This window comes from Pseudomonas sp. Root401, from assembly GCF_001425105.1.
In the GTDB taxonomy this organism is placed as follows: domain Bacteria; phylum Pseudomonadota; class Gammaproteobacteria; order Pseudomonadales; family Pseudomonadaceae; genus Aquipseudomonas; species Aquipseudomonas brassicacearum.
Genome location: NZ_LMDO01000045.1, coordinates 209,270 through 233,255 on the forward strand (window position 1 = coordinate 209,270; position 23,986 = coordinate 233,255).

Genomic DNA, 23,986 nt, shown 5'->3' on the forward strand with positions numbered 1-23,986 from the left:
CCCCGCAAGGCTTATTCAGCCGGGATCTGCATCGGCGACTGCTGCGGGGTTTCCGCTTCAGCCTTGCGTGCCGCTTCCAGCGCATCGGCTTCGGCCTTGGCACGGGCGTTGGCGGTCTGTTGCAGCTGTTCCAGCTGGGTCGGGCTCAGCTGTTGCAGGCGCAGCATCATGCGCTGTACGAGGTCGCGCCGCATTTCGCCACGCACTTCGGTGGACTCCTGGTCGGAACCGGTGATGTTGTTGCCATCGTGCAGGTAGACCTTCTGCACCTGGAGCTTGTCGTCCAGCAGCAACAGGTCGTTCTGGCCGCGGATCTCATAGCTCAGCACGTTGTTCAGTTCGTACTCGGCGGAACGACCGGCACCGGCATAGCTCAGGCTGCGCTGGCTTTGCTGTTCACGGGTCAGTACCAGCTTGTATGGGGCCCCGGTGTAGACTTTCACACCGCTGTTTTCCAGGGTGTCGCGCAGCGCCTTGACGGTGTCGCCAAAGGCGTCCCGCGCGCTGAGGTCCAGTTCCTTGATCGCCAGCTCGGTGGTGCCGGTGCCGCGCAGTTGGAAGCCGCAGGCGCTCAACAGGACCGCCAGGCCCACTACCAGCAGATTACGTTTGATCATCTTGTTGCTCCCCTTGAACCCTATGGGGGTCGACGATGCGACCCCGCAGGTTGTATTCGGCGCCAGGCTCAAGCCTCGCGCCCGATCCAATTAGCTTGCGACGATGTTGACCAGCTTGCCGGGCACGACGATCACTTTGCGAATCGTCAGGCCATCGACAAAGCGCAGCACGTTTTCGTTGGCCCGCGCAGCGGCTTCGACTTCTTCGCGAGTGGCGGCAGCCGGCATTTCGATCTGGCCACGCAGCTTGCCGTTGACCTGGATGACCAGGGTCAGGCTGTCCTGCACCAGCGCGGTTTCGTCCACCACCGGCCAGCGTGCGTCAATCACCGGATCGGCGTGACCCAGTTGATTCCACAGCTCGTGGCTGATGTGTGGGGTGATCGGCGCGAGCAGCAACGTCACGGCTTCCAGGCCTTCGTGAACCAGAGCGCGATCCTGTTCGGTGCCTTGCGCGGCTTTTTCCAGCACGTTCATCAGCGTCATCACCTGGGCGATGGCGGTGTTGAATTTGTGGTTCTGGCCGACGTCATGGCTGGCTTGCTTGATGGCCAGGTGGATCGAGCGGCGAATGGCTTTCTGCTCGTCGTTCAGGCTGGCGACGTCCAGTTTGCCCGGCAGGCCCTGGGTGACGTGGGCTTGCGCCAGGCGCCAGACGCGCTTGAGGAAGCGGTGCGAACCCTCGACGCCCGAATCGGACCACTCTGCGCTCATGTCAGGTGGCGAGGCGAACATCATGAACAGGCGGCAGGTGTCTGCGCCGAACTGGTCGATCATCGACTGTGGGTCGACGCCGTTGTTCTTCGACTTGGCCATTTTCTCGGTGCCGCCGATTTCCACCGGCAGGCCGTCGGCGATCAGCTTGGCGCTGATGACCTTGGCTTTGCTGTCGCGTTCGAGTTCGACGTCGCTCGGGTTGAACCAGGTGTAAGCGCCGTTGGCTTCGCGACGATAGTAAGTCTCGGCGATCACCATGCCTTGGGTCAGCAGGTTCTTGAACGGCTCGTTGGAACTCACCAGGCCTTCGTCACGCATCAGCTTGTGGAAGAAACGCGCGTAGAGCAGGTGAAGAATGGCGTGTTCGATGCCACCGATGTACTGGTCCACTGGCAACCAGTGGTCAGCCGCGGATTTTTCCACCAGGCCGCCTTGATAGTGCGGCGAGGCGTAGCGCGCGTAGTACCAGGACGACTCGACGAAGGTGTCCATGGTGTCGGTTTCACGCTTGGCCGGTGCGCCGCATTTCGGGCAGCTGCACTCATAGAACTCGGGCATGCGCGCCAGGGGCGAACCGGCGCCGTCGGGTACGACGTCTTCCGGCAGGACCACGGGCAGTTGATCTTCCGGCACCGGTACGTCGCCGCAGGTATCGCAATGCACGATCGGGATCGGGCAGCCCCAGTAGCGCTGGCGGCTGATGCCCCAGTCCCGCAGGCGGAACTGGGTGCGCGAGGCACCGAGGTTTTTCTTGATCAGGGCGACTTCGATGGCATCGAACGCGCCAGGGAAATCCAGGCCGTTGAACTCACCGGAGTTGATCAGCTCGCCATGTTCGCCATAGGCGTCCTGCCAAGGTTCCGGGGTCTGGTCGCCGGCGCTGGTGCGCACCACGGCTTTGACCGGCAGGTTGTACTTGTGGGCGAATTCGAAATCGCGCTCGTCGTGGGCGGGGACTGCCATCACCGCGCCGTCGCCATAGTGCATCAGCACGTAGTTGGCGACCCACACCGGCAGTTTCTCGCCGGTGAGCGGGTGCTCGACGAACAACGAAGTCGGCAGGCCTTTCTTCTCTTGAGTGGCGACATCGGCTTCGGCGACGCTGCCGCCCTTGCATTCGGCGATGAACGCCTGCAGCTCAGGATTGTTCTGTGCCGCCAGGGTGGCCAGCGGATGCTCGGCGGCCACGGCCACATACGTGGCGCCCATCAGGGTGTCCGGACGGGTGGTGAAGACTTTCAGGGTGCCGGCTTCGCCAATGGAGGCGACGTCGTACGGGAACTGCACTTCCATGCCCCGGGACTTGCCGATCCAGTTGCGCTGCATGGTCTTGACCTGCTCGGGCCAGCCGGTCAGTTCGTCGAGACTCTCCAGGAGTTCATCCGCGTAGGCGGTGATCTTGAAGTAGTACATCGGGATCTCGCGCTTTTCGATCAGCGCGCCGGAGCGCCAGCCGCGACCGTCGATCACTTGCTCGTTGGCCAGTACGGTCTGGTCCACCGGGTCCCAGTTCACGGTGCCGTTCTTGCGGTAGATCACGCCTTTTTCGAACAGGCGGGTGAACAGCCATTGTTCCCAGCGGTAGTAGTCGGGCTTGCAGGTGGTGACCTCGCGGGACCAGTCCACCGCCAGGCCCAGGCTGCGCAGCTGGGTCTTCATGTAGGCGATGTTTTCGTAGGTCCACTTGGCGGGGGCCACGTTGTTCTTCATCGCGGCGTTTTCCGCCGGCATGCCGAAGGCGTCCCAACCCATGGGTTGCAGGACGTTCTTGCCTTGCATGCGCTGGTAGCGGGAGATCACGTCGCCGATGGTGTAGTTGCGCACGTGCCCCATGTGTAGCTTGCCGCTGGGGTAAGGGAACATCGACAGGCAGTAGTACGTCTCCTTGCCTGGCTGTTCACTGACTTCAAAGGACTTTTGCTCGTCCCAGAACGACTGGGCGGCGGCTTCGATTTCACGGGGCTGGTAGTGTTCGTGCATGGCTACTTTTGTACTGAATGGGGTGGCCCAATCCTCTTCGTTGCCATGCTGGACGCAGACGACGCCGAATGCGGCGTTTTCGATGCCCAGCCAAGCTGGAAGTGGAGTTACAGGAAGCGCCGTAGCATACATGACCGCGCTCTGCCGAGGGAAACCCTGATTGCTGCCAAACCACCGCCGAGCCATTGCCGATCATCGGCGATGACCCGTGTTCAGGGCCGTTGGTCGCGGCGCCCTGCCGGTTTGCCCAGCGAAGCTAAGCTTCTCAATGGGGAGTGAGTCTTATCTTCAATGAGGTGAGGGATGGTTGAATCACAACGAAAAGTCGCTACACCTGAGTTGTACGAAAAACTGATCGATCGTCTCGGGGTGGCCCTGGACGCTGCAAGAACCGCCGGTCGCTTGCGTGATGAGCGCCCGGTAGAGCTGGAACTGCGAGGCTTGAGCCCCGCGGAGTTCGAACTGGTCGAGGCTTACCTCGAACAGGTCGGACATCAAACCTCCATCAGTGAGGCCCAGGTACTCAAGCGTCTCGATGCGCCCCGTTCGGCCAAGGTTGTGTGGCTCAAGGACCGGACGCCTGATAAGGATGCTGTAAAGATCCGGTCGCTGCAGTTCAAGTAAAGCCGGATTCACGCGTGTCGCTTTTTTTGGTTCAAGGCTTTTTCGAATCTGTTGTCGCTTTGCGTCAACCCACTTAGGCTTCGGGCATCTATGGAGATGCCCGATGCCGTTTCGCTATTTCATCAAACAACTTTTATTGCCGCCCGGCATTTTTTTGCTGCTGTTGGCGCTCGCCTGGTGGTGGCGCCATTCTCGGCCGCGCCTGGCCCGGCTGTGTTTCGCCGTGGGCCTGGGCGGTTTCTGGTTGATGAGCCTGCCGGTGGTGGTGCAGTGGAGCGCCAAGGCATTGGAGCGTGAGCCGCCGCTGCTGCGCAGTGAATGGGCGACCCTGGCCCAGCGTGCCGACGCCATCGTGGTGCTGGGTTCCGGTCGCGAGCGCGGCGACCTGGCCTGGGGCGCCGACCAGCCTACTGGTGTCGGCCTGGAGCGCCAGCGTTATGCGGCGCGGCTGGCCAAGGCGTCGGGCTTGCCCGTGCTGACCACCGGCGGCTTGCACTACGACACCCCGCCCAGCGAGGCCAAGTTGATGGCCGACTCGATGCTGGAGGATTTCGGCGTCAACGTGCGCTGGCAGGAAGGACGTAGCCGCACCACTTGGGAAAACGCCCAGATGAGCGCCGAGATCCTGCTGCCGGAAGGCATCAAGCGGGTCGTGGTGGTGACCCAGGCCTGGCACATGCCGCGGGCGGTCTGGAGTTTCGAACGCGCGGGATTTGAAGTGGTGCCGGCGCCGGTGGGTTTCCTGGGGCAGGACAATGCCCGGCCACTGGGCGGCTGGATGCCGGAGTTCAAGTCGATCTGGCAATCCGGGCAGTTGATCAATGAGGCGGTGGGGCAGGTGGGGTATGCGTTGTTCTACCGCTAAGTATTGAGGATGTGGGAGAGCTGTGGGAGCAAGGCTTGCCCGCGATGAAGTCGACGCGGTCCTGCCTTGGGAATCAGGGCGCCTGCATCGCGGGCAAGCCTTGCTCCCACAAGAAGCTCTTTGGCCCCAAGGTAGTTCATCGCCGAGGGATCAAACCGTCTTGGCCATCCGGCTCGCCATCAACGCCCAGCCCAGCAGTAACACGCACAAGATGATCAGCGGCCACGAGCGCCATTGCAGGTAGGGCGTCAGGTCGTGCATCGGCACCACTTCGCCGTAGAGAATGCCGCGCTCGAATTGCGGGATCTGTGCGGTGATCTGGCCGAAGGGGTTGATCAGGCCGGTCACGCCGTTGTTGGTGGCGCGGATCATCCAGCGGCCGGCTTCCAGGGCGCGCATCTGGGCCATTTGCAGGTGTTGCAGTGGGCCGATCGAGGTGCCGAACCAGGTGTCGTTGCTGATGGTCAGCAACAGGTCGCTGCGCGCTGACAGGCTGGCGGCAAATTCCGGGTAGACCACTTCATAGCAGATGAACGGCGCGATCTGGTAACCCTTGGCTTGCAGCAACGGCTGGTCGGCCGGACCCCGGGCGAAGTCCGACATGGGCAGGTCGAAGAAGGCGATCAGGCCGCGCAGGATGTCCTGCAGCGGTACGTACTCGCCGAACGGCACGAGTTTTTGCTTCAAGTAAGTACCGTCACCTTCGCCGGTCACGGTGATGCCGTTGTAGTAACGCTTCTCTTGGCGCACCAGTTGGCGAATCGGCACGCCAGTGATCAGCGCCGACTGCCGCTCGGCGGCGAAGCTGCCCATCATGTCCAGGTAACCCTGGGCAGATTCCTTGAGCACCGGTACCGCGGTTTCCGGCCAGATCAACAGGTCGACGCGCTTGGACGCAAAGCTCATGTCGCGGTACAGCGCCAGCTGCGCGTTGAGCTGCTCGGGGTCCCACTTCATGCTTTGTTCGATGTTGCCCTGGATCGCCGCAACGCTCAGCGGGTCCCCCGAAGGGCTGGTCCAAGCGTGGCCCTTGAGTGCCAGGCCGGCCACCCACGGGCCGATCAACAGCACCACGCCCGCGGCGATAAAGCCCTTGCGCCCGGTGCGGATCAACCGGGGCGCGTTGTACAGCAGCGCGGCGGTCAAGGCCAGGGTGAAGGAAATCAGCCACATCCCGCCCAGCGGCGCGAGGCCGGCCAGCGGGCCGTCGAGTTGGCTGTAACCGGAATACAGCCAGGGGAACCCGGTGAGGAACCAGCCGCGGAAGGCTTCCTGGCCCAACCACAGGGCGGCGAACGCCAGGGCATCGGCCAGCGGCGCTTCGTTGCGGCGCAGCCAGCGCGCCCAGAGCCAGGCGGGCAGGGCGAAGAACCAGGCGATGGCGGCGATGAACAGCAGCATTAACAACCCGGCGAGCAGCACCGAGGCGCCACCGAAGTTATGGATGCTGACGTAGATCCAACTGGTGCCGGCACCAAACAGGCCAAAACCGAAACACCAGCCTCGGCCCAGGGCCTGGCGTGGCGAGAGTTCGCGCAGCCCGGCGTAGAACAAGCCAACCGCCAGCAATGCCAGCGGCCAGAGGTCGAACGGCGCCAGGGCCAGGGTGGTGATCGCACCGGCCGCCATGGCCAGCAGGTTACCGGGCCAGCCGGGGCGGGTTATCCAGCGCATTTTTGTCCTTAGCGGGTCTCGCAGGGGTTATCGGCCAATGGGGGACAGGCGCAGCAAGTGAATCCGACGACTGTCGGCATTCAGGATGCGGAAGCGCCAGGAGCCGATTTCCGTGGTTTCGTTGCGCTTGGGCAGGTGCCCGAAAGCACTCATCACCAGGCCGCCGACGGTGTCGAACTCATCGTCGGAGAATTGGCTGTCGAAGAATTCGTTGAAGTTCTCGATCGGCGTCAGGGCCTTGATCAGGAAGTCGCCGCTGGGCAGGGGTTTGATGTAGCTGTCTTCCTCGACGTCGTGCTCGTCCTCGATGTCGCCGACGATCTGCTCGAGCACATCTTCGATGGTCACCAGGCCGGCCACGCCGCCGTATTCGTCGATGACGATGGCCATGTGGTTGTGGTTGGCGCGGAATTCACGCAGCAGCACGTTCAGGCGCTTGGACTCGGGCACGAAGGTGGCCGGGCGCAACAGGTCCTTGATGTTGAAGCTGTCGCCGTTTTCCTGAAGGATCAGCGGTAGCAGGTCCTTGGCCAGCAGCACGCCCATGACGTCGTCATGGCTTTCGCCGACGACCGGGTAGCGCGAGTGAGCGGAGTCGACCACGGCGGGCAAGAATTCGCGAGGGGTCTGGGTCGCCTTGATGCTGACCATCTGCGAGCGCGGGACCATGATGTCCCGGACTTGCAGGTCAGCGACCTGGATGGCGCCTTCGACGATGGCCAGCGCTTCGCTGTCCAGCAGTTTGTTCTGGTGTGCATCGCGCAGCAGCTCCAGCAGCTCCTGGCGGTTTTTCGGCTCATGGGCAAAAGCCTGGGTGAGCTTGCCCAGCCATGACTTCTGCCCGTTGCTCGATCGATCTTCGCTCATAGCGATTACTCTGAATCCTTTGTCGTTACAGGTTGATGTATCAGTGTTCGTCGCCGGCGTAGGGGTCGGGATGACCCAGCTCTGCAAGCAACGTTCGTTCCAGTGCTTCCATTTCTTCGGCTTCGTCATCTTCTATATGGTCGTAACCCAGTAGATGCAAGCAGCCGTGAATAACCAGATGAGCCCAGTGGGCCTCAGGGGGCTTGTCTTGTTCCGCCGCTTCACGCTCCACCACCGGGACGCAGATCACCAGGTCGCCCAGTAGCGGGATGTCGAGCAGTTCGTCGGGTACGTCGGCGGGGAACGACAGCACGTTGGTGGCGTAGTCTTTCTGCCGCCAGGTGTGGTTCAGTTCACGGCCTTCGGGTTCGTCCACCAGGCGGATCGTCAGCTCCGAGTCGGCGCTGCGCTGGCGCAGGGCCAGTTCGCACCATTGGCGGAACTGGGCTTCGCTGGGGGCGGCGTGTTCGCAGGCCACTTGCAGGTCGAGTTCAAGCATTGTGGCGATTGCCTTTGCTTTCGGCCGAGTCTTCATCGGCGCGATTCTCGAAACGCTCGTAGGCTTCGACAATGCGTTGCACCAACGGATGGCGCACGACGTCCTTGGGCATGAAGTGCGTGAAGCTGATGCCCGGCACGTCCTTGAGGACCTGGATCACATGGTTCAGCCCGGACTTGGTGCCGCGGGGCAGGTCGACCTGGGTGATGTCCCCGGTGATGACGGCGGTGGAGCCGAAGCCGATGCGGGTCAGGAACATTTTCATCTGCTCGACCGTGGTGTTCTGGCTTTCGTCGAGGATGATGAAGCTGTTGTTCAACGTCCGACCACGCATGTAGGCCAGCGGCGCGACCTCGATGACCTGGCGCTCGATCAGCTTGGCGACGTATTCGAAGCCGAGCATTTCATACAGCGCGTCATAGAGCGGGCGCAGGTACGGGTCGATCTTCTGGGCCAGGTCGCCGGGCAGGAAGCCGAGTTTTTCACCCGCTTCGACCGCCGGTCGCACCAGCAGGATGCGCCGCACCTGTTCACGTTCCAGCGCATCGACGGCGCAGGCCACGGCCAGGTAGGTCTTGCCGGTACCGGCCGGGCCGATGCCGAAGTTGATGTCGTTGCCCAGGATTTCCTTCACGTAGCGCTGCTGATTCAAGCCGCGAGGGCGAATCATGCCTTTTTTCGTGCGCAGGGCCACGGCAGGTTCCGACGGGGCGTGGTTGTCGAGTTCTTCGACAGCCGACTCCTGCAGGAACAGGTGGACCGTATCCGGCGACAGCTCGCTCCCCTTGGTTTCCCGGTAGAGACGGCGCAGCAGGTTTTCCGCGGAGGTGGTGTGCTTGGGTTCGCCGATCAGTTCGAACTGGTTTCCGCGGTTGCGGATCTCGATGGCCAGGCGCTGTTCGATCAAGCGCAGGTGCTCGTCGAATTGCCCGCACAGATTGGCGAAGCGGCGAGCCTCAAAGGGCTCGAGAATAAAGCGATGTGGTTCGATGGGTGCGTTCAAGGTCGTTTTTAGCCGCCCGGGGGCAATTAAGGTGAAATCAAGGATAACGCCAGTAGGCTGGGTGCGAAAGCTCTTAAACAGGCGAATCTGATCACAGGGCTTGGCACGGCCACTGTGGGAGCAAGACTTGCCCGCGATCAAGGCGCCGCGGTCTTCAGTGAGATTGCGGTGCTTCTATCGCGGGCAAGCCTTGCTCCCACAGGTCTTGCTTGCACAGGCAATAGGGTTTTTGAGCAGGTTACTGGATCAACGAACCGCGCAGGGAGTGCGGTTGCGCGGCGTCGATGTGCACGTCGGCGAACTGGCCGATCAGGGCCGGGGTGTCGCAGCGGAAGTTGACGATGCGATTGTTTTCGGTCCGCCCTTGCAACTCGCCCGGGTCCTTTTTCGAGTAATCGGTCACCAGAATCCGCTGGACGGAGCCGACCATTTGTCGGCTGATCTCGAAACCTTGCTGGTTGAGGCGATGTTGCAAGGCGTTGAGCCGTTCTTTTTTCAGTTCTTCGGGGGTGTCGTCCGCGAGATCAGCCGCTGGGGTGCCAGGACGCTGGCTATAGACGAAGGAATAGGAGAAGTCGAAGCCCACGTCTTCGATCAGCTTCATGGTCTGCTGGAAGTCTTTCTCGGTTTCGCCTGGGAAACCGACGATAAAGTCCGAACTGATACAGATCCCCGGCACTGCCGCACGCAACTTGCGCAGCTTGGATTTGTACTCCAGTGCCGTGTGGTTGCGTTTCATGGCCGCAAGGATCCGGTCGGAGCCCGATTGCACCGGCAGGTGCAGGTGCTTGACCAGTTCGGGGACTTCGGCGTGGGCCTGGATCAGGCTGTCGGAGAACTCCAGCGGATGGGACGTGGTGTAGCGGATGCGGTCGATGCCATCCACTGCCGCCACGACGCGGATCAGTTCGGCGAGGTCCGCCAGGCGCCCGTCATGGGTCAGGCCACGATAGCCGTTGACGTTCTGCCCCAGCAGGGTCACTTCGCGCACGCCGTGTTCCGCCAGGTGGATGATCTCGGCGATCACGTCGTCGAACGGCCGGCTGACTTCTTCGCCGCGGGTGTAGGGCACCACGCAGAACGTGCAGTACTTGCTGCAACCTTCCATCACCGACACGTAGGCACTTGGGCCGTCGATGCGCGGTTCGGGCAGGTGGTCGAATTTTTCGATTTCCGGGAACGAGACGTCCACTTGCGGCAGCTTGGTGCTGCGGGCGGCGTCGATCATCTCCGGCAGGCGGTGCAAGGTCTGCGGGCCAAAGACCACGTCCACGTACGGCGCGCGATCACGAATGGCCGCGCCTTCCTGGCTGGCCACGCAACCGCCCACGGCGATGACCATTTCCGGGTTGGCCAACTTCAGTTCGCGCCAGCGGCCGAGCTGGGAATACACCCGGTCCTGGGCGCGTTCGCGAATCGAGCAGGTGTTAAGCAGGATCACGTCGGCGTCTTCAGCGCGGGCGGTGACTTCCAGGGCCTGGTGTTCACCCAGCAGATCGACCATGCGCGAGCTGTCGTACTCGTTCATCTGGCAACCGTGGGTTTCGATGTAAAGCTTCTTGGCCATGGACGGGATCATCACGTGATTCAAAGAACCGCGCATTATAGGGAACAAGTCCCTGGGTTCCTACCGCTGTGCGAGCAGTGGCTATGCTATAGTTCGCGCCCTCATTTTTACCCGCCGATGTGTTTCGCCAGCCATGACCAAACGTGAAGCTCCAATCTACAAGGTGATTTTCCTCAACCAGGGCCAGGTGTTCGAAATGTACGCCAAGCAGATCTATCAAAGTGATCTGTGGGGTTTCCTGGAAGTGGAAGAATTCGTCTTTGGCGAGCGCACGCAAGTGGTCGTCGATCCGAGCGAGGAAAAGCTCAAGGCGCAGTTCGAAGGCGTGGTGCGCAGCTTCGTGCCGATGCATTCGATCGTGCGCATCGACGAAGTCGAACGCCTGGGCACCCCGAAAATCAGCGAAGCCCGCGGCGCGGTCGGCAATGTGATGCCGTTTCCGATGCCGATGCCTGAGAAGTAGGAAATATTTTTTGTTCCTGCGCCAAGCCCTGTAGGAGCTGGCGAAGCCTGCGATCTTTTGATCTGGATCTGGATCTGGATCTGGATCTTTCGCTCTCGACTCAACTGTCAGTGGAAAGATCGCAGCCTCGTTGCACTCGACAGCTCCTACGCTCCTACGCTCCTACAGGGGGTAGGCTGTGCGATTCAGGGCAGAGGTGAGAAGGGCGTACGCCCATCGGCGTTCTGCAATTCCATCAGGTATTTGCGAAAGATCTGCCCCAGCACCTGGGTTGCCACTTCCAATTCGTCACGGGGCATCTGCTCGGCGACTTCGTCGGCGGTGTCCAGGGCTTCTTCGGCGCCGTTGACCGCGGCCATCTTCAGGACGATATAGGCCTGGACATTGTTGGCCGGCACGCCTTCGCCATGGAAGAACATGCCGCCGAGCTTGAATTGCGCCTGGGCATGGCCTTGCAGTGAGGCTTTTTCGAAGTAGTCGAGGGCTTTTTTGAGGTCGCGCGGCGCAGCCTTGCCTTCGTAGTAGAACTCGCCCAACTCGTATTGTGCTTGTGCATCACCTGCGTCCGCCGCTTTTTGACAGGCGTCGAGTGCCGGTGCGAGATCTTGTGGCTGGGTATTGAGCGTGCAACGGCCCAGCGCCGGGATCAACAACGAGTTACCGCCTGCCTGTGCATTCGCGAGCAGGGGTTGAAGGAGCAACAGGCAGCCCAAGGCAAGGGTGCGGCCGGTGCGGTTCATGGGAATCGACTTACCTCTGAGGGGCGCGCGGACCCTCCGGGGGATCCAATAAGCGCGCATTATGAAATAAGCAGGGCCATCCTTACAAAGTCTTTACTCGTTTTTCTGCTGCGCGGGAATACTAATAGCTGCTTCGGGCATAAATACGTAGGAAAAAGGCGGGAGGTTGTCGGCAATAACTGACGCCAGCTTCAGCCGGCGTCAGTTATCCACAGGCTTATTTCAACGCAGCAAAGGCCCGTTCGGCCGCATCGAGGGTGATCTTCAGCTCGGTCTCGCCATGGGCGATGGAAGTGAAGCCAGCTTCGAATGCGCTCGGCGCCAGGTACACGCCGCCGTCGAGCATCAGGTGGAAGAAGCGCTTGAAGCGGTCGGCGTCGCTGGCCATCACGTCTTCGAAGGTGACGATGTCATCGGCGCCACTGAAATACAGGCCGAACATGCCGCCGGCCTGGGTGGTCACGAACGGAATGCCTGCCGCGTCGGCACGAACCTGCAAGCCGTCGAGCAGGCGGGTGGTGTAGTCGCTCAGTTCGGCGTGGAAGCCCGGGCGGCTGATCAGGCGCAGCGTGGTCAGGCCGGCGGCCATGGCCAGTGGGTTGCCCGACAAGGTGCCGGCCTGGTAGACCGGGCCCAGCGGCGCGATGCACTCCATGATCTTGCGCTTGCCGCCGAAGCAGCCCACCGGCATGCCGCCACCGATGATCTTGCCGAAGGTGCTCAGGTCCGGCGTGACGCCGTAATGGGCCTGGGCGCCGCCGAGGGCTACACGGAAACCGGTCATCACTTCATCGAAAATCAACACCACGCCATGCTGGTCGCACAGGCTGCGCAGGCCCTCGAGGAAACCCGGTGCCGGCGGCACGCAGTTCATGTTGCCGGCCACTGGCTCGACGATGATGCACGCCACTTCCTGGCCGACTTCGCCGAGCAGCTTCTCGACTTCTTCAAGGTCGTTGAACGGCAGGGTCAGGGTGTGTTTGGCGAACGCTGCCGGTACCCCGGCCGAGCTCGGCACGCCCTGGGTCAGTGCGCCGGAGCCGGCCTTGACCAGCAGGCTGTCGGAGTGGCCGTGGTAGCAGCCTTCGAACTTGATGATGCTGTCGCGGCCGGTAAAACCCCGCGCCAGGCGGATCGCGCTCATGGTCGCCTCGGTGCCGGAGCTGACCATGCGCACCATTTCCATCGACGGCACGATCGAGCAGACCAGGTCGGCCATCTCGGTTTCCATCGCGGTCGGAGCGCCGTAGGACAGGCCGTGTACCAGTTGCTTGCGCACCGCATCCAGCACGTCCGGATGGCTGTGGCCGAGGATCATCGGGCCCCAGGAACCGACGTAATCCACATAGCGCTTGTCGTCTTCGTCGGTGACGTACGCGCCTTCGGCGTGCTTGAAGAACAGCGGGGTGCCGCCGACGCTCTTGAACGCACGAACGGGCGAGTTCACGCCGCCGGGGATGTGTTTCTGGGCATTGGCAAACAGGGTTTCGGAACGGGACATGGTTGGGCTCTCGAAAACGGAAAAATGGACTATTTGATCTGCAGCAGCTCGTTGAAGGCGCGGGCGCGGCGCGTCACTTCAGTGGTGCTGTCGGCGCCGAACAGGCCGTGGACCACCGCCAGCAGGTCGACCCCGTGGGCCACCAGCGGGGCGGCGTTGTCCAGGGTGATGCCGCCAATGGCGCACACCGGGATATGCAGTTTGAGGTGCGCCTGTTCGAGCAGTTCAAGGTGTGCGCTGGGGGCGCCGGGCTTGGTGTTGGAATTGAAGAAGCGCCCGAATGCGACATAACTGGCGCCTTCGCTGGCGGCCTGTTCGGCCAGTGCCAGGCTGGCGTGGCAGGTGGCACCGACGATCGCCTTGTGCCCGAGCAGTGCCCGCACTGGCGCCAACGGGCCATCGGTCTGGCCCAGGTGCACACCGACGCCCAGGCGTGCGGCCAGTTCGGCGTCGTCGTTGATGATCAACTGGGTCTTGTAGCGCTCGCACAGGTTGCGCAGTGCTTCGGCTTCCCGCAGGCGGCGGGCCTCGTCGCTGCTTTTATCACGGTATTGCAGCAGGGTGACGCCACCTTCCAGCGCCGCTTCGACATAAGCGAGGAACTTGCCGGCCAGCAATTGGCTATCGGTGATGGCGTAAAGGCCACGTAATTTCATTCCACAGGCCTCCGGTGCTACGAGCAGAAATCCAGCGGCAGGCGACGCGGTACGAACTGGCCTTTGCCCAGTTGTTCGGCATCGCGCAAGGTGCGCCAGGTGTAATCCAGTGCCGTCTTGACGGCGCTGGCGAGCTGTTCGCCCTGGGCCAGCCGACCAGCCAGGGCGCTGGCCAGGGTGCAGCCGGAACCGTGGTAACTGCCGGGCAGGCGCTGGCAGGTAAAGGTTTCGCGCCGGCCATCGCGGCTGTACAGGCGATTATGGACTTCATGTTCGTCGCCGTGACCACCGGTGATCAACAGGTGTTTGACGAAGGGCAGCAGTTTTTCCGCGCACTCGTCGGCGCTGCCCTCGGGCAGTTCGGCGAGGATGCGCGCTTCCGGCAGGTTGGGGGTGGCGATGATTGCCAGGGGCAGCAGGCGCTCGCGCATGGCGTAGCCGACCTCATCCTTGCCCAGGCGCCCGCCACCGCCGGCGCGCAGCACCGGGTCGCAGACCATGGGCAGGTGCGGGTGCGCCTGGAGCAGTTCGACCACCGTGTCGACCATTTCCAGTGAGCCAAGCATCCCCAGCTTGACCGCCGCCACCTGGGCGTCGTTGAGCACGGCATTGGCTTGTGCCAGCACCCACTCTCGGTCGAGCACTCGGAAATCGCTGACGTTGACGGTGTCTTGCACGGTCAATGCGGTAACGGCAGGGGCGGCATGACAACCCTGGGCAAGCAGGGCTTCGATATCTGCCTGCAAACCGGCGCCACCACTGGGGTCGTGGCCGGAGAGACAGAGGACAACGGGGCGAGAGCTGTAGATATTCATGGTGCGCGAGCTTACCACCAAACCTCTTTTATCGGTGGTCGGACTCAGAGGGTTTTATGTTGAGTCGCTTGCGGGTGGATGCTTTTTTGCCCCGTCATTTGCCGACCTGAACAAGGTAACGGCTCTATCTCAATGCTTTGCTCTGAAACGCCCGTTCTAGAGCCTTTGGTAGGAAAAATTTCAATGGTGCAAATTGGCCATCAGCGGCTATGCTAGGGATGGATCCAACTCATAACAGGTAATGCCGGTTTTACGTCTACTCAGGGAATGGGGGGCTTCCTGACTCAACCGGACAGGCCGCGCTGGGGCTTAAATGCGCTATTTGCTAATGTTGTTGCTGTGCTTGTCCCCTTTGGCAAGTGCTCTCGAATTCGATGAATTCACCCAAAACCTGCCCTTGGGCCATGCCCTGCAGGTGTTCGAAGATGCGGGCGGCACGGCCACCATTGACGATGTCCTGGCCCAGGCTGCCGCCGGTGCTTTCAAACCCCACGACCAAGCCACCCTGAACGCCGGTTACTCGCGATCAGCCTTCTGGTTGAAAATCGACCTGCAGTACCGTCCCGGCAATCCGGACGCCCAGCGCACCTGGCTGCTGGAGCTGGCGTACCCGCCGCTGGACCACCTCGATTTGTATTTGCCCGATGCGGCAGGGGCCTATCGCCTGGTTCGCCAGACCGGTGATGCGTTGCCGTTCGCCAGCCGCGAGATCCGCCAGAACAACTACCTGTTCAGCCTGGCTTTCAAGCCCGAACAACAGCAGACCCTCTACCTGCGCCTGCAAAGCCAGGGTTCGATCCAGGCGCCGCTGACGCTGTGGTCGAGCACCGCTTACCTCGAACAACAGCCGGTGCGCTTGTATGTACTGGGGATCATCTATGGCGTGCTGCTGGGGATGCTGGTCTACAACCTGTTCATCTACCTGAGCGTGCGCGATACCAGCTATCTCTATTACATCTTCTACATTGCCTCGTTCGGCCTGTACCAGTTGTCGGTCAACGGTGCCGCCGTGGAGTACTTCTGGCCGGACAACCCCTGGTGGGCCAACGCTGCGACGCCGTTCTTCATCGGCTGCGCGGGCCTGTTTGGCAGCCAGTTCGCCCGCAGTTTCCTGCAGACCGCCCAGCATAGCCGTTGGCTGGACCGCTTGCTGCTGGCGCTGATCGCCTACAGCGCCGTGGTGGTTGGCCTGTCGCTGATGACCAGTTATGCCCTGGCGCTGCGCCTGGCGACGGTGTTGGCGCTGCTGTTCACGGTGGCGATCTTTGCCGCCGGGTTGTTTGCCTGGTGGCGTGGCTTGCGGGTGGCGCGTTATTTCATCATTGCCTGGTCGGCGTTTCTGCTGGGGGGCATCGTCAACACGTTGATGGTGCTCGGTTACCTGCCAAACGTCTTCCTGACCATGTACGCCAGCCAGATCGGCTCGGCCATCGAAGTGGCGCTGTTGTCCCTGGCCCTGGCCGACCGCATCAATGCGATGCGCGAGCAGCAGGCCCAGACCCTGTTGGATGCCGGGCAGAAACTCGAAGTGCTCAACCAGCAACTGGCCCACGGCAACAAGCTCAAGGATGAATTCCTCGCTACCCTGACCCATGAGCTGCGCACGCCGATGAATGGCGTGATCGGTTCTCTGGAGTTGATGGAAACCGTCGAGATGGACGAGGAACTGACCCAGTATCAACAGACCGCCGCCGGTTCGGCGCGGGACATGATGCGCATGGTCAACGGCATCCTCACCCTGACCGAGTTGCAGGCCGGCAAGCTCAAGGTCTATCCGGCACCGTTCAGCCTGCGTGGGGTGGTCGATGCGCTGCAGGTGCAGTTCGGCGCCAATGCGGCGGCCAAGGGCCTGGACTTCAAGGTCGACGTGGCGCCGGGCCTGGCGGACCGCTTGCTCGGCGACAGCGGCAAACTGGCCCAGAGCCTGGAATGCCTGCTGGACAACGCCATCAAGTTCACCCGGGTTGGCGGCCTGGCCCTGCGAGTCAGCGGCAGGCCGACGGCGCTTGATCGGCTGGTGCTGTCCTTTGCCGTCATCGACACCGGAATCGGCTTTACCGACCTGGGGGAAGCGACCTTGTACCAGCGCTTCTTCCAACTCGACGGCTCGATGACCCGCGAATACGGCGGCCTCGGCGTGGGCCTGGCCATCTGCCGGCAACTGGTGGAGCTGCTGGGCGGACGCCTGACCCACACCTCCGAGCCCGGTCGTGGCAGCCGTTTCCAGTTGGACGTGGAGTTTGATGTAGCCTTGCCAGCGGCGGTCCCGACGCCGTTTTCCTTCGGTGGTCGCCAAGGCTCGCGCCTGCCGCAGGATTGCACGGTGCTATTGGCCGATGACAACAGCATCGATCAGTTGGTCATGCGCGGCATGTTGCTCAAGCTCGGTTATCGGGTGCGCACCGCCGACAGTGGCCGCGCCGCGCTGGATCTGCTGCACGGCGAGCGCTTTGATGCGGTGCTGCTCGATTGCCAGTTGCCGCCGCTGGACGGCGTGTCGCTCTGCTGCCAGATCCACACCTTGTCCGGCTGCGAGGAACTGCCGGTGCTGGTGGTCAGCCCGAACGCGGGCCAGGAGTGCTGCCCCTCGGGCGCATTGATCGATTACCTGAGCAAACCGGTGAAATTCGAGGCATTGCAAACGATGCTCCAGCGCCGGGTGCTTTGCCCAAGACAGGGTGAAAGCGCCGACATTTAGGCGCATATGACACTTTGTTCGGCCTGGAGGCGGTGCTTAACTGAATCCCTGGCCGATCGAGGAGCCCTGTCATGAACCTGCACCAGTTCGCTGAAACCCACGACGTCACTAATCAGCCGCCGTCCTTGGATGGCGCCAACCTGTACCGCATCGACCTGCCGCTGCAGCAGTGGTCGCAGCGCTTTGGGGCGGGCTGGGCACAGGCGCGGATCGATGCGTATGGGGCGCTGGCCGGCGGGCCGTTGATGGAAGCGGGCTTCCTGGCCAACCAGAACAAACCGGTGTTCTCCAGCCATGACCGTTACGGCCATCGCATCGACCTGGTGGAATTCCATCCGGCTTATCACCAGTTGATGCGCACTGCCGTCGAGCACGGCCTGCCCAGTTTGCCCTGGGCGCATCCGCAACCCGGCGCGCATGTCGCCCGGGCGTCGATGACCTATCTGCATAGCCAGGCCGAAGCCGGCACCGGCTGCCCCCTGACCATGACTTTCGCCAGCGTGCCGGCGCTGCGCTTGCAGCCGGACCTGGCCGAGCACTGGGTGCCCAAGGTGCTGGCCACCGAGTACGACCCGTGCAACGTCGGCATGGCCCACAAGGCCGGGGTGACCCTGGGCATGGCGATGACCGAAAAGCAGGGCGGCACCGATGTGCGGGCCAACACCACCAAGGCCTATCCAGTGGGCGCCAGCGGCCCGGGCCAGGCCTATGAGCTGGTGGGGCACAAATGGTTCTGTTCGGCGCCGATGTGCGATGCCTTCCTCACCTTGGCCCAGACCGACAAGGGCCTGACCTGTTTCCTGCTGCCGCGCCATCGCCCCGACGACACCCGCAATCAGTTCTACATCCAGCGGTTGAAGAACAAGCTGGGCAACTGTTCCAACGCCTCCAGCGAAGTCGAGTTCCGTGGCGCACTGGCCTGGATGGTCGGTGAGGAAGGGCGGGGCGTGCCGACGATCATCGAGATGGTCGCCATGACCCGTTTCGATTGCATGGTCGGCTCCAGTGCCCTGATGCGCCAGGCGCTGACCCAGGCCAGCCATCACTGCGCGCACCGCAAGGTCGGTGGCAAGTTGTTGAGTGAACAGCCGCTGATGCAAAACGTCCTGGCTGACCTGGCGCTGGAAAGCGAGTCCGCACTGGCCTTGAGCCTGCGCATGGGCCGGGCGCTGGATCACTTGAATGACGAGCATGAGGCCAAGTTCGCCCGGTTGGTGACGGCGGTGGGTAAGTACTGGATCTGCAAGCGCGCCCCCGCGATGATCAATGAAGCCGCCGAATGCATGGGCGGTGCCGGCTACGTCGAAGACAGCATCCTGCCGCGCCTGTACCGCGAAGCGCCGGTCAATTCGACGTGGGAAGGCTCCGGTAACGTGCAATGCCTGGATGTGCTGCGCGCCTTGTCCAAGGAGCCCGGCATGCTGGAGGTATTGTTCAGCGAATTGGGTGATGGCCACGGCGACAAGCGCCTGGCTGGCCACATCCACCAATTGCACGCCGCGTTCAAGGACACCGACGACATCCAGTACCGCGCCCGGCAATTGACCGAAGACATCGCCGTGGGCCTGCAGGCCAAGCTGTTGCTCGAAGCGGGGAACAGCGAGGTCAGCGATGCCTTCGTCGCCAGTCGCCTGGGTTCGGCCGGCCGGGTGTACGGAGCCTTGCCTCGGGGCTTGAATGTCGAGGCGATCGTGACGCGCTCCACCCCACACGGCTTTTAGACACAACACGTACCCCTGTGGGAGCGAGCTTGCTCGCGAATGCATCAGCACATCCAACATTTGTGGTAGCTGACACACCGCTATCGCGAGCAGGCTCGCTCCCACAGTGGATCTGCGGTGAATGAAGATTTTGCGGTCCCCGGCGATCAAGGGTGGGAGCGAGCTTGCTCGCGAATGCATCAGCACATCCAACATTTGTGGTAGCTGACACACCGCTATCGCGAGCAAGCTCGCTCCCACAGGGAATTGATCGAGTCCACTACGCCACTGTTCCCGTCGGGCGGCGATGCAGGCAAGATGAAGGCCTGCAAGTCAGAACACAGGAAGCTGATCGTGACCGAAGCGTTTATTGTCGTTCAAACCGCCGAACAAGCCGTGGATCGTCTGGCGGCCCTGCACGAGCGTGCGACCACCGCGTTGAACCAGGCGCTGATGCGTTATCTCAAGGACCGCGTCGAGCCGGATGCCGAACAGCGTGCGTTGTTTCGCTATCCGGCCTTGCGGCTGACTTATCACTGCCACGGCGAAGTCCCGCAAACCACGCGTGCCTATGCCAAGGTCCAGTTGCCCGGCACCTACAGCGTCACCGTCACCCATCCCGCCGCCTTCCGTAAATACCTGCTGGAACAGCTGGTTCCATTGATGCACGACTTTACCGTCACCGTGGAAGTGGGCGTCAGCGAGCAGAACATTCCGTACCCGTACGTGGTGGAGCAGGGCGACGAACTGGCCGGCTCCGGCGTGACCGCCGCCGTGCTGGCGCGGGTGTTCCCCAGCACCGACCTGTCGGCGGCCACCGATGGCATTGCCGACGGCCTCTATGACTGGGAAAACACCGACCCGCTGCCCCTGGCGCTGTTCGACGCCGCGCGGGTGGATTTTTCCCTGCGCCGGCTGGTGCACTACACCGGCAGCGACTGGCGCCATGTGCAGCCGTGGATCCTGCTGACCAACTACCATCGTTATGTCGACCAGTTCATTGTCCATGGCCTGGAGCAACTGCGCAGCGACCCGCGCTTTGTGCGCATGGTCCTGCCGGGCAACGTGATCATCGACAAGAACATGGAGCACAGCGAAGCATCGGCCATTGCCGCCGGTGTGGTCTGGCACCGCTACCAGATGCCGGCCTATCACCTGCAGACCAATGATGGCCATGGCGTGACCCTGGTGAACATCGGTGTCGGCCCGTCCAACGCCAAGAACATCACCGATCACCTGGCCGTGCTGCGCCCGCATTGCTGGATGATGATCGGCCACTGCGGCGGGCTGCGGCAGTCCCAGACCATTGGCGACTACGTGCTGGCCCACGCCTACATGCGCCGCGATGGCATTCTCGACCGGGTGGTACCGCCGAACATTCCGATTCCGGCCCTGGCCGAAGTGCAGATGGCGCTTCAACAGGCCGCGGCGAACATCACCGGCGAAAAGGGCGATGAGCTGAAAAAGCGCCTGCGCACCGGCACCGTGCTGACTTACGACGACCGCAACTGGGAACTGCGCTGGGCCCAGGAACGTCCGCTGATCAACCTGTCCCGCGCGGTGGCGGTGGACATGGAAAGCGGCACCATCGCTGCCCAGGGTTATCGCCTGCGGGTGCCTTACGGCACGTTGCTTTGTGTTTCGGACAAACCGTTGCACAGCGAAATCAAGCTGCCGGGCTCGGCCAACGCGTTCTATGAGCGAGCGGTCAACCAGCACCTGAAGATCGGCATCGAGGCGTTGGATCTGTTGCGCACCGAACTCAACTCGTTGCATTCGCGCAAGCTGCGCAGCTTCGACGAGCCGCCGTTCCGCTGATGCCCCGTTGAAGGGGATGGTGGTTATTTAACGGTCGGGCCACTAGCATGGTCGGCCCTGACCGTTAGATGTTGTAGTCGCCATGCCCCGTCCTTCACGCCCTGCTTCCCGTCGCCCTGGCGCGAAGCTTCCAGCCTCCGCCCCGCGCCGTGTGGCCAAGGCCCCGCCGGCCGAGCCGAAGCTGATCCTGTTCAACAAACCCTTCGATGTGCTGACGCAATTCAGTGACGGGGAAGGGCGGGCGACGCTCAAGGATTTTATCGACGTACCGGGCATCTACCCGGCCGGACGGCTGGACCGCGACAGCGAAGGCTTGCTGTTGCTGACCAACGATGGGCAGTTGCAGGCGCGTATCGCCGACCCCAAGCACAAGCTGGCCAAGACCTATTGGGTGCAGGTGGAGGGCGAGCCAAGCGCTGAACAGTTGCAGCGTTTGCGCGACGGCGTGGAGTTGAACGACGGCATGACGTTGCCCGCCGAGGCGCGCCAATTGGAAGAACCGCAACTGTGGCCGCGCAACCCGCCGGTGCGTTTTCGTAAAAGCGTGCCCACGAGTTGGCTGGAGCTGGTGATACGCGAGGGGCGCAACCGCCAGGTACGACGCATGACCGCCGCGGTAGGTTTGCCGACCTTGCGCCTGGTGCGGGTCAGGATCGGCGACTGGACGATCGAGGGGCTCGATCAGGGCCAGTGGAAAGAAGTGCCGGCGCGCTTATAACGTCCCGGATTCGATCAGGCCGATCACCACGCTCTTGATGACGAACGCGGCCACACCAAGGCCCAGCACGAAAAACAGGATGAACGAGCCAAAACGTCCTGCCTTGGATTTTTTCGCCAGGTCCCAGACGATGAAACCCATGAAAATGATCAGGATGCTGACCAGGCCGGTCATCATCCACTCTTCGAAAACAGCAGGATCCATCAGGACACTCCGGCGTGGGCGGGGTTGAAAAGGCGCGGCGAGTATAAGGCATGGGGGGCGGGCGCGGGATTGGCCTGCGGCGGTGTGTCGCAGCTATTCATCGCCTCAAGTTCACTGTTGATCGTTCCCACGCTCTGCGTGGGAATGCAGCCCGGGACGCTCTGCGTCCCTCCAAGAGCCGAACGCAGAGCGTCCGGAGAGGCGTTCCCACGCAGAGCGTGGGAACGATCAATGCCACAAAAGCGGTCAGCTGCGCAGATGAGTCAACGGCAGTTCGGTGCTGTTAAGCACCTGGTTCAGCACAAAACTCGAACGCACGCTGGTAACGCCATCAATACGAGTCAGGTGCCCCAGCAGCAGTTTCTGGTAATGGTCCATGTCCGGCACCACGACCTTGAGCTGGTAGTCGGCGTCCATGCCGGTGACCAGGCTGCACTCCAACACTTGCGGCAGGTTGCGGATGGCGGCTTCGAAGTTTTCGAAACGCTCGGGGGTGTGGCGGTCCATGCCGATCAGCACGTAGGCCGTCAGGCTCAGGCCCAGCAGCTTGCGGTCGAGCAGGGCGACCTGGCGGCTGATGTAGCCGTCATCCTCCAACTGCTTGACCCGTCGCGAGCAGGGGGAGGGCGACAGGCCGATGCGTTCGGCCAGTTCCTGGTTGGAGATGCGCGCGTCGCGCTGCAATTCCGCCAGAATGCTCAGGTCGTAACGGTCGAGTTTGCTCATCGGTCGGGCCTTTATCTTGATAATTGCGGCAGATTATCTATCCGAGGTTAAAAATTGCGCAAGTGGTGTTTATTTACGCAATCTTCGCAATCATCTGTCGGCACCTCGGGTTTACTCTTATCACCAAGATCACTGCTCGGACAAACAGTCCAGTGCAGCCCGCCCGATCAGGCCGGCTGCGGTCGCAGTACCCACCGGTACTGGCAGACCCCCGAGCTGCACACTGTCCAGAAGACGGCGTGAGGTGAGCCGACGTCATAAGCGTCGAGCACGGACGAAATTCTCAAGGGGAGGCCGACGGGCCTCCCTTTTTTAATGCCTGCGAAATAAACCCCGTGGCTGATAACCTATCGCAGAACCGGCCTGGGCTTTTCCAGTCTTATTTTCAGGCCCTGAACCGTTGTGAGGAATTTCATGAAGTCGCGCATCTGGCGTTTGGCAGGTGTTGGTCTGTTGTGGGCAAGTGTCAGTGCGCAGGGAATGGCCGACGATCAGCAAAACCGTGGCGGCCCGGACGGCGGTCGTGGGCAGGACGGGCGCGGCGGCGACGGCCAGGGTTACTCGGGCCAGCCGCGGGCGCAGAGCAACGAAATCATTCGGGGCGACAACAGTCGTCAATTCGAGGTCAAGCCACAGCCGCAATACCAGGGCGGCCAGCGCTATGATCGTGGCCCTCAAGACCCCAACGGCCATGGTCAGCCGCAGCCGCAGCCCGGCAACAACCTGCCGATCCAGGGCCGGCCCGACAGCGTGACCCAGACCCGCGAACCGCAACCGGGGTATTACCGCGATGTCCCGCGTCGCAACGACGGTTATCCAAACGGCGGTCCCCGTCCAGGCCATGACAACCGTCCCGAGCAGCATTGGCCCGGTCGGCCGGACGGCCATGGCAACGGCTGGGGCCCGGGGCCGCAGTATCGCCCCGGTTACGTGATCGACCGTTTCCCGGATCGCAACTACCGCGTGCCCTATCGCGGCCAGGATTATTTCTACTCGGGCGGCTACTGGTATCGCCCTCAAGGGCCGCGTTACATCGTGGTCGAGCCACCGCGGGGCATCCGCACCCGTTACCTGCCCGATTACGCCAGGGAAGTGTGGATCGGCAGCTCGCTGTTCTTTCTCGCTGCCGGCGCCTATTACATCTATGAAGCCAATACTCAGGATTACGTTGTGGTCGAGCCGCCCGTGGCCAATCCGCAACCTCAACCCCAGGGCAACAGCTTTGACGTGGTGGCCTATCCGGTCAACGGCCAGTCGCCCGAGCAGGTCAACCAGGATGGCTACGACTGCTATCGCTGGGCCGTGCAGCAGAGCGGTTTCGATCCACGCAACTACACCTACCCTCCGGCACCGGAAGTGGTGCAGACCTATCGCCAGGCCCAGGGCAGTTGCTTGAGCAGTCGTGGATATCAGGTGACGTACTGAGACGCGGTAAAGATCGTGCGGACGCTGCTTTTTGTGGCGAGGGGATTTAGCGAAACGTCGTACCGCCCCGCTGGACTCTGTAGGAGCTGGCGAAGCCTGCGATCTTTTG

The 23,986-nt window shown here is 62.2% G+C and carries 21 protein-coding genes; 8 read left to right on the top strand and 13 right to left on the bottom strand.

Features of this window, described 5'->3' with window-relative positions:
- Nucleotides 1-11: 11 nt before the first annotated feature.
- Nucleotides 12-617, bottom strand: a complete 606-nt coding sequence (locus tag ASC85_RS25355; protein WP_057451839.1) for an LPS-assembly lipoprotein LptE — start codon at nt 615-617, stop codon at nt 12-14.
- Nucleotides 618-707: 90 nt separating this feature from the next.
- Nucleotides 708-3,314, bottom strand: a complete 2,607-nt coding sequence (gene leuS / locus ASC85_RS25360; RefSeq protein ID WP_057451840.1) for a leucine--tRNA ligase — start codon at nt 3,312-3,314, stop codon at nt 708-710.
- A gap of 303 nt (nt 3,315-3,617) precedes the next feature.
- On the opposite strand from leuS, the gene ASC85_RS25365 reads away from it, so the two are divergent.
- Entirely contained in the window at nt 3,618-3,938 is a 321-nt protein-coding gene (locus tag ASC85_RS25365) for a hypothetical protein (RefSeq protein WP_057451841.1), read from the top strand.
- Between the two features lie 103 nt (nt 3,939-4,041).
- Nucleotides 4,042-4,803 carry a YdcF family protein gene (locus ASC85_RS25370; protein ID WP_057451842.1) on the top strand — a complete coding sequence of 254 codons (762 nt, stop codon included), beginning with the start codon at nt 4,042-4,044 and terminating at the stop codon, nt 4,801-4,803.
- Nucleotides 4,804-4,953: 150 nt separating this feature from the next.
- Here ASC85_RS25370 and lnt read toward each other — a convergent pair whose 3' ends face one another.
- From lnt to miaB, 5 genes are all read right to left on the bottom strand, one after another.
- Nucleotides 4,954-6,477: an apolipoprotein N-acyltransferase gene (lnt, locus tag ASC85_RS25375; protein ID WP_057451843.1), complete on the bottom strand. Its 1,524-nt coding sequence runs from the start codon at nt 6,475-6,477 to the stop codon at nt 4,954-4,956.
- Nucleotides 6,478-6,504: 27 nt separating this feature from the next.
- Complete coding sequence (locus tag ASC85_RS25380; protein ID WP_003205870.1) at nt 6,505-7,344, bottom strand: HlyC/CorC family transporter; 840 nt, start codon at nt 7,342-7,344, stop codon at nt 6,505-6,507.
- Nucleotides 7,345-7,384: 40 nt separating this feature from the next.
- Nucleotides 7,385-7,843, bottom strand: coding sequence for an rRNA maturation RNase YbeY (ybeY, locus tag ASC85_RS25385; protein WP_053125636.1), 459 nt, complete (start codon nt 7,841-7,843; stop codon nt 7,385-7,387).
- Entirely contained in the window at nt 7,836-8,846 is a 1,011-nt protein-coding gene (locus ASC85_RS25390) for a PhoH family protein (RefSeq protein WP_003205867.1), read from the bottom strand. The genes ybeY and ASC85_RS25390 overlap by 8 nt, the downstream gene beginning before the upstream one ends.
- A gap of 238 nt (nt 8,847-9,084) precedes the next feature.
- Nucleotides 9,085-10,413, bottom strand: a complete 1,329-nt coding sequence (gene miaB / locus ASC85_RS25395) for a tRNA (N6-isopentenyl adenosine(37)-C2)-methylthiotransferase MiaB (RefSeq protein WP_003205865.1) — start codon at nt 10,411-10,413, stop codon at nt 9,085-9,087.
- Nucleotides 10,414-10,546: 133 nt separating this feature from the next.
- Between miaB and ASC85_RS25400 the strand changes: the two genes are divergently transcribed.
- Nucleotides 10,547-10,876 carry a DUF1820 family protein gene (locus tag ASC85_RS25400; protein ID WP_003185742.1) on the top strand — a complete coding sequence of 110 codons (330 nt, stop codon included), beginning with the start codon at nt 10,547-10,549 and terminating at the stop codon, nt 10,874-10,876.
- A 185-nt stretch (nt 10,877-11,061) separates the two neighbouring features.
- Here the strand turns inward: ASC85_RS25400 and ASC85_RS25405 are convergent, their stop codons facing one another.
- The 4 genes from ASC85_RS25405 to ASC85_RS25420 all read right to left on the bottom strand — a co-directional run bounded on the left by ASC85_RS25405 (nt 11,062) and on the right by ASC85_RS25420 (nt 14,588).
- The gene (locus ASC85_RS25405) at nt 11,062-11,616 is read right to left on the bottom strand and encodes a tetratricopeptide repeat protein (RefSeq protein WP_003205863.1); all 555 of its coding nucleotides are present in this window, start codon (nt 11,614-11,616) and stop codon (nt 11,062-11,064) included.
- Between the two features lie 217 nt (nt 11,617-11,833).
- Entirely contained in the window at nt 11,834-13,117 is a 1,284-nt protein-coding gene (gene hemL, locus ASC85_RS25410) for a glutamate-1-semialdehyde 2,1-aminomutase (RefSeq protein WP_057451845.1), read from the bottom strand.
- 29 nt (nt 13,118-13,146) lie between these two features.
- Nucleotides 13,147-13,773, bottom strand: coding sequence for a thiamine phosphate synthase (gene thiE / locus ASC85_RS25415; RefSeq protein ID WP_057451846.1), 627 nt, complete (start codon nt 13,771-13,773; stop codon nt 13,147-13,149).
- 17 nt (nt 13,774-13,790) lie between these two features.
- Nucleotides 13,791-14,588 (bottom strand): hydroxymethylpyrimidine/phosphomethylpyrimidine kinase, encoded by a 798-nt coding sequence (locus tag ASC85_RS25420; RefSeq protein ID WP_024616125.1) that lies wholly within the window; start codon nt 14,586-14,588, stop codon nt 13,791-13,793.
- A 313-nt stretch (nt 14,589-14,901) separates the two neighbouring features.
- On the opposite strand from ASC85_RS25420, the gene ASC85_RS25425 reads away from it, so the two are divergent.
- The 4 genes from ASC85_RS25425 (at nt 14,902) to ASC85_RS25440 (ending at nt 21,522) form a co-directional block, all read left to right on the top strand.
- Nucleotides 14,902-17,286 carry a hybrid sensor histidine kinase/response regulator gene (locus ASC85_RS25425; RefSeq protein WP_057451847.1) on the top strand — a complete coding sequence of 795 codons (2,385 nt, stop codon included), beginning with the start codon at nt 14,902-14,904 and terminating at the stop codon, nt 17,284-17,286.
- Between the two features lie 71 nt (nt 17,287-17,357).
- Nucleotides 17,358-19,007: an acyl-CoA dehydrogenase family protein gene (locus tag ASC85_RS25430; RefSeq protein ID WP_057451848.1), complete on the top strand. Its 1,650-nt coding sequence runs from the start codon at nt 17,358-17,360 to the stop codon at nt 19,005-19,007.
- Between the two features lie 297 nt (nt 19,008-19,304).
- Nucleotides 19,305-20,804, top strand: a complete 1,500-nt coding sequence (amn, locus tag ASC85_RS25435) for an AMP nucleosidase (protein WP_162254893.1) — start codon at nt 19,305-19,307, stop codon at nt 20,802-20,804.
- A gap of 151 nt (nt 20,805-20,955) precedes the next feature.
- Nucleotides 20,956-21,522 (top strand): pseudouridine synthase, encoded by a 567-nt coding sequence (locus ASC85_RS25440; protein ID WP_014340352.1) that lies wholly within the window; start codon nt 20,956-20,958, stop codon nt 21,520-21,522.
- Here the strand turns inward: ASC85_RS25440 and ASC85_RS25445 are convergent.
- Together ASC85_RS25445 and ASC85_RS25450 are read right to left on the bottom strand one after the other, a co-directional pair.
- Entirely contained in the window at nt 21,517-21,726 is a 210-nt protein-coding gene (locus ASC85_RS25445; RefSeq protein WP_007937369.1) for a DUF2788 domain-containing protein, read from the bottom strand. The genes ASC85_RS25440 and ASC85_RS25445 overlap by 6 nt on opposite strands.
- A gap of 246 nt (nt 21,727-21,972) precedes the next feature.
- Complete coding sequence (locus tag ASC85_RS25450; RefSeq protein WP_057451850.1) at nt 21,973-22,452, bottom strand: Lrp/AsnC family transcriptional regulator; 480 nt, start codon at nt 22,450-22,452, stop codon at nt 21,973-21,975.
- Between the two features lie 414 nt (nt 22,453-22,866).
- Here ASC85_RS25450 and ASC85_RS25455 point away from each other — a divergent pair, with 414 nt between their 5' ends.
- Entirely contained in the window at nt 22,867-23,877 is a 1,011-nt protein-coding gene (locus tag ASC85_RS25455; protein ID WP_057451851.1) for a DUF6515 family protein, read from the top strand.
- The last annotated feature ends 109 nt before the right edge of the window (nt 23,878-23,986 follow it).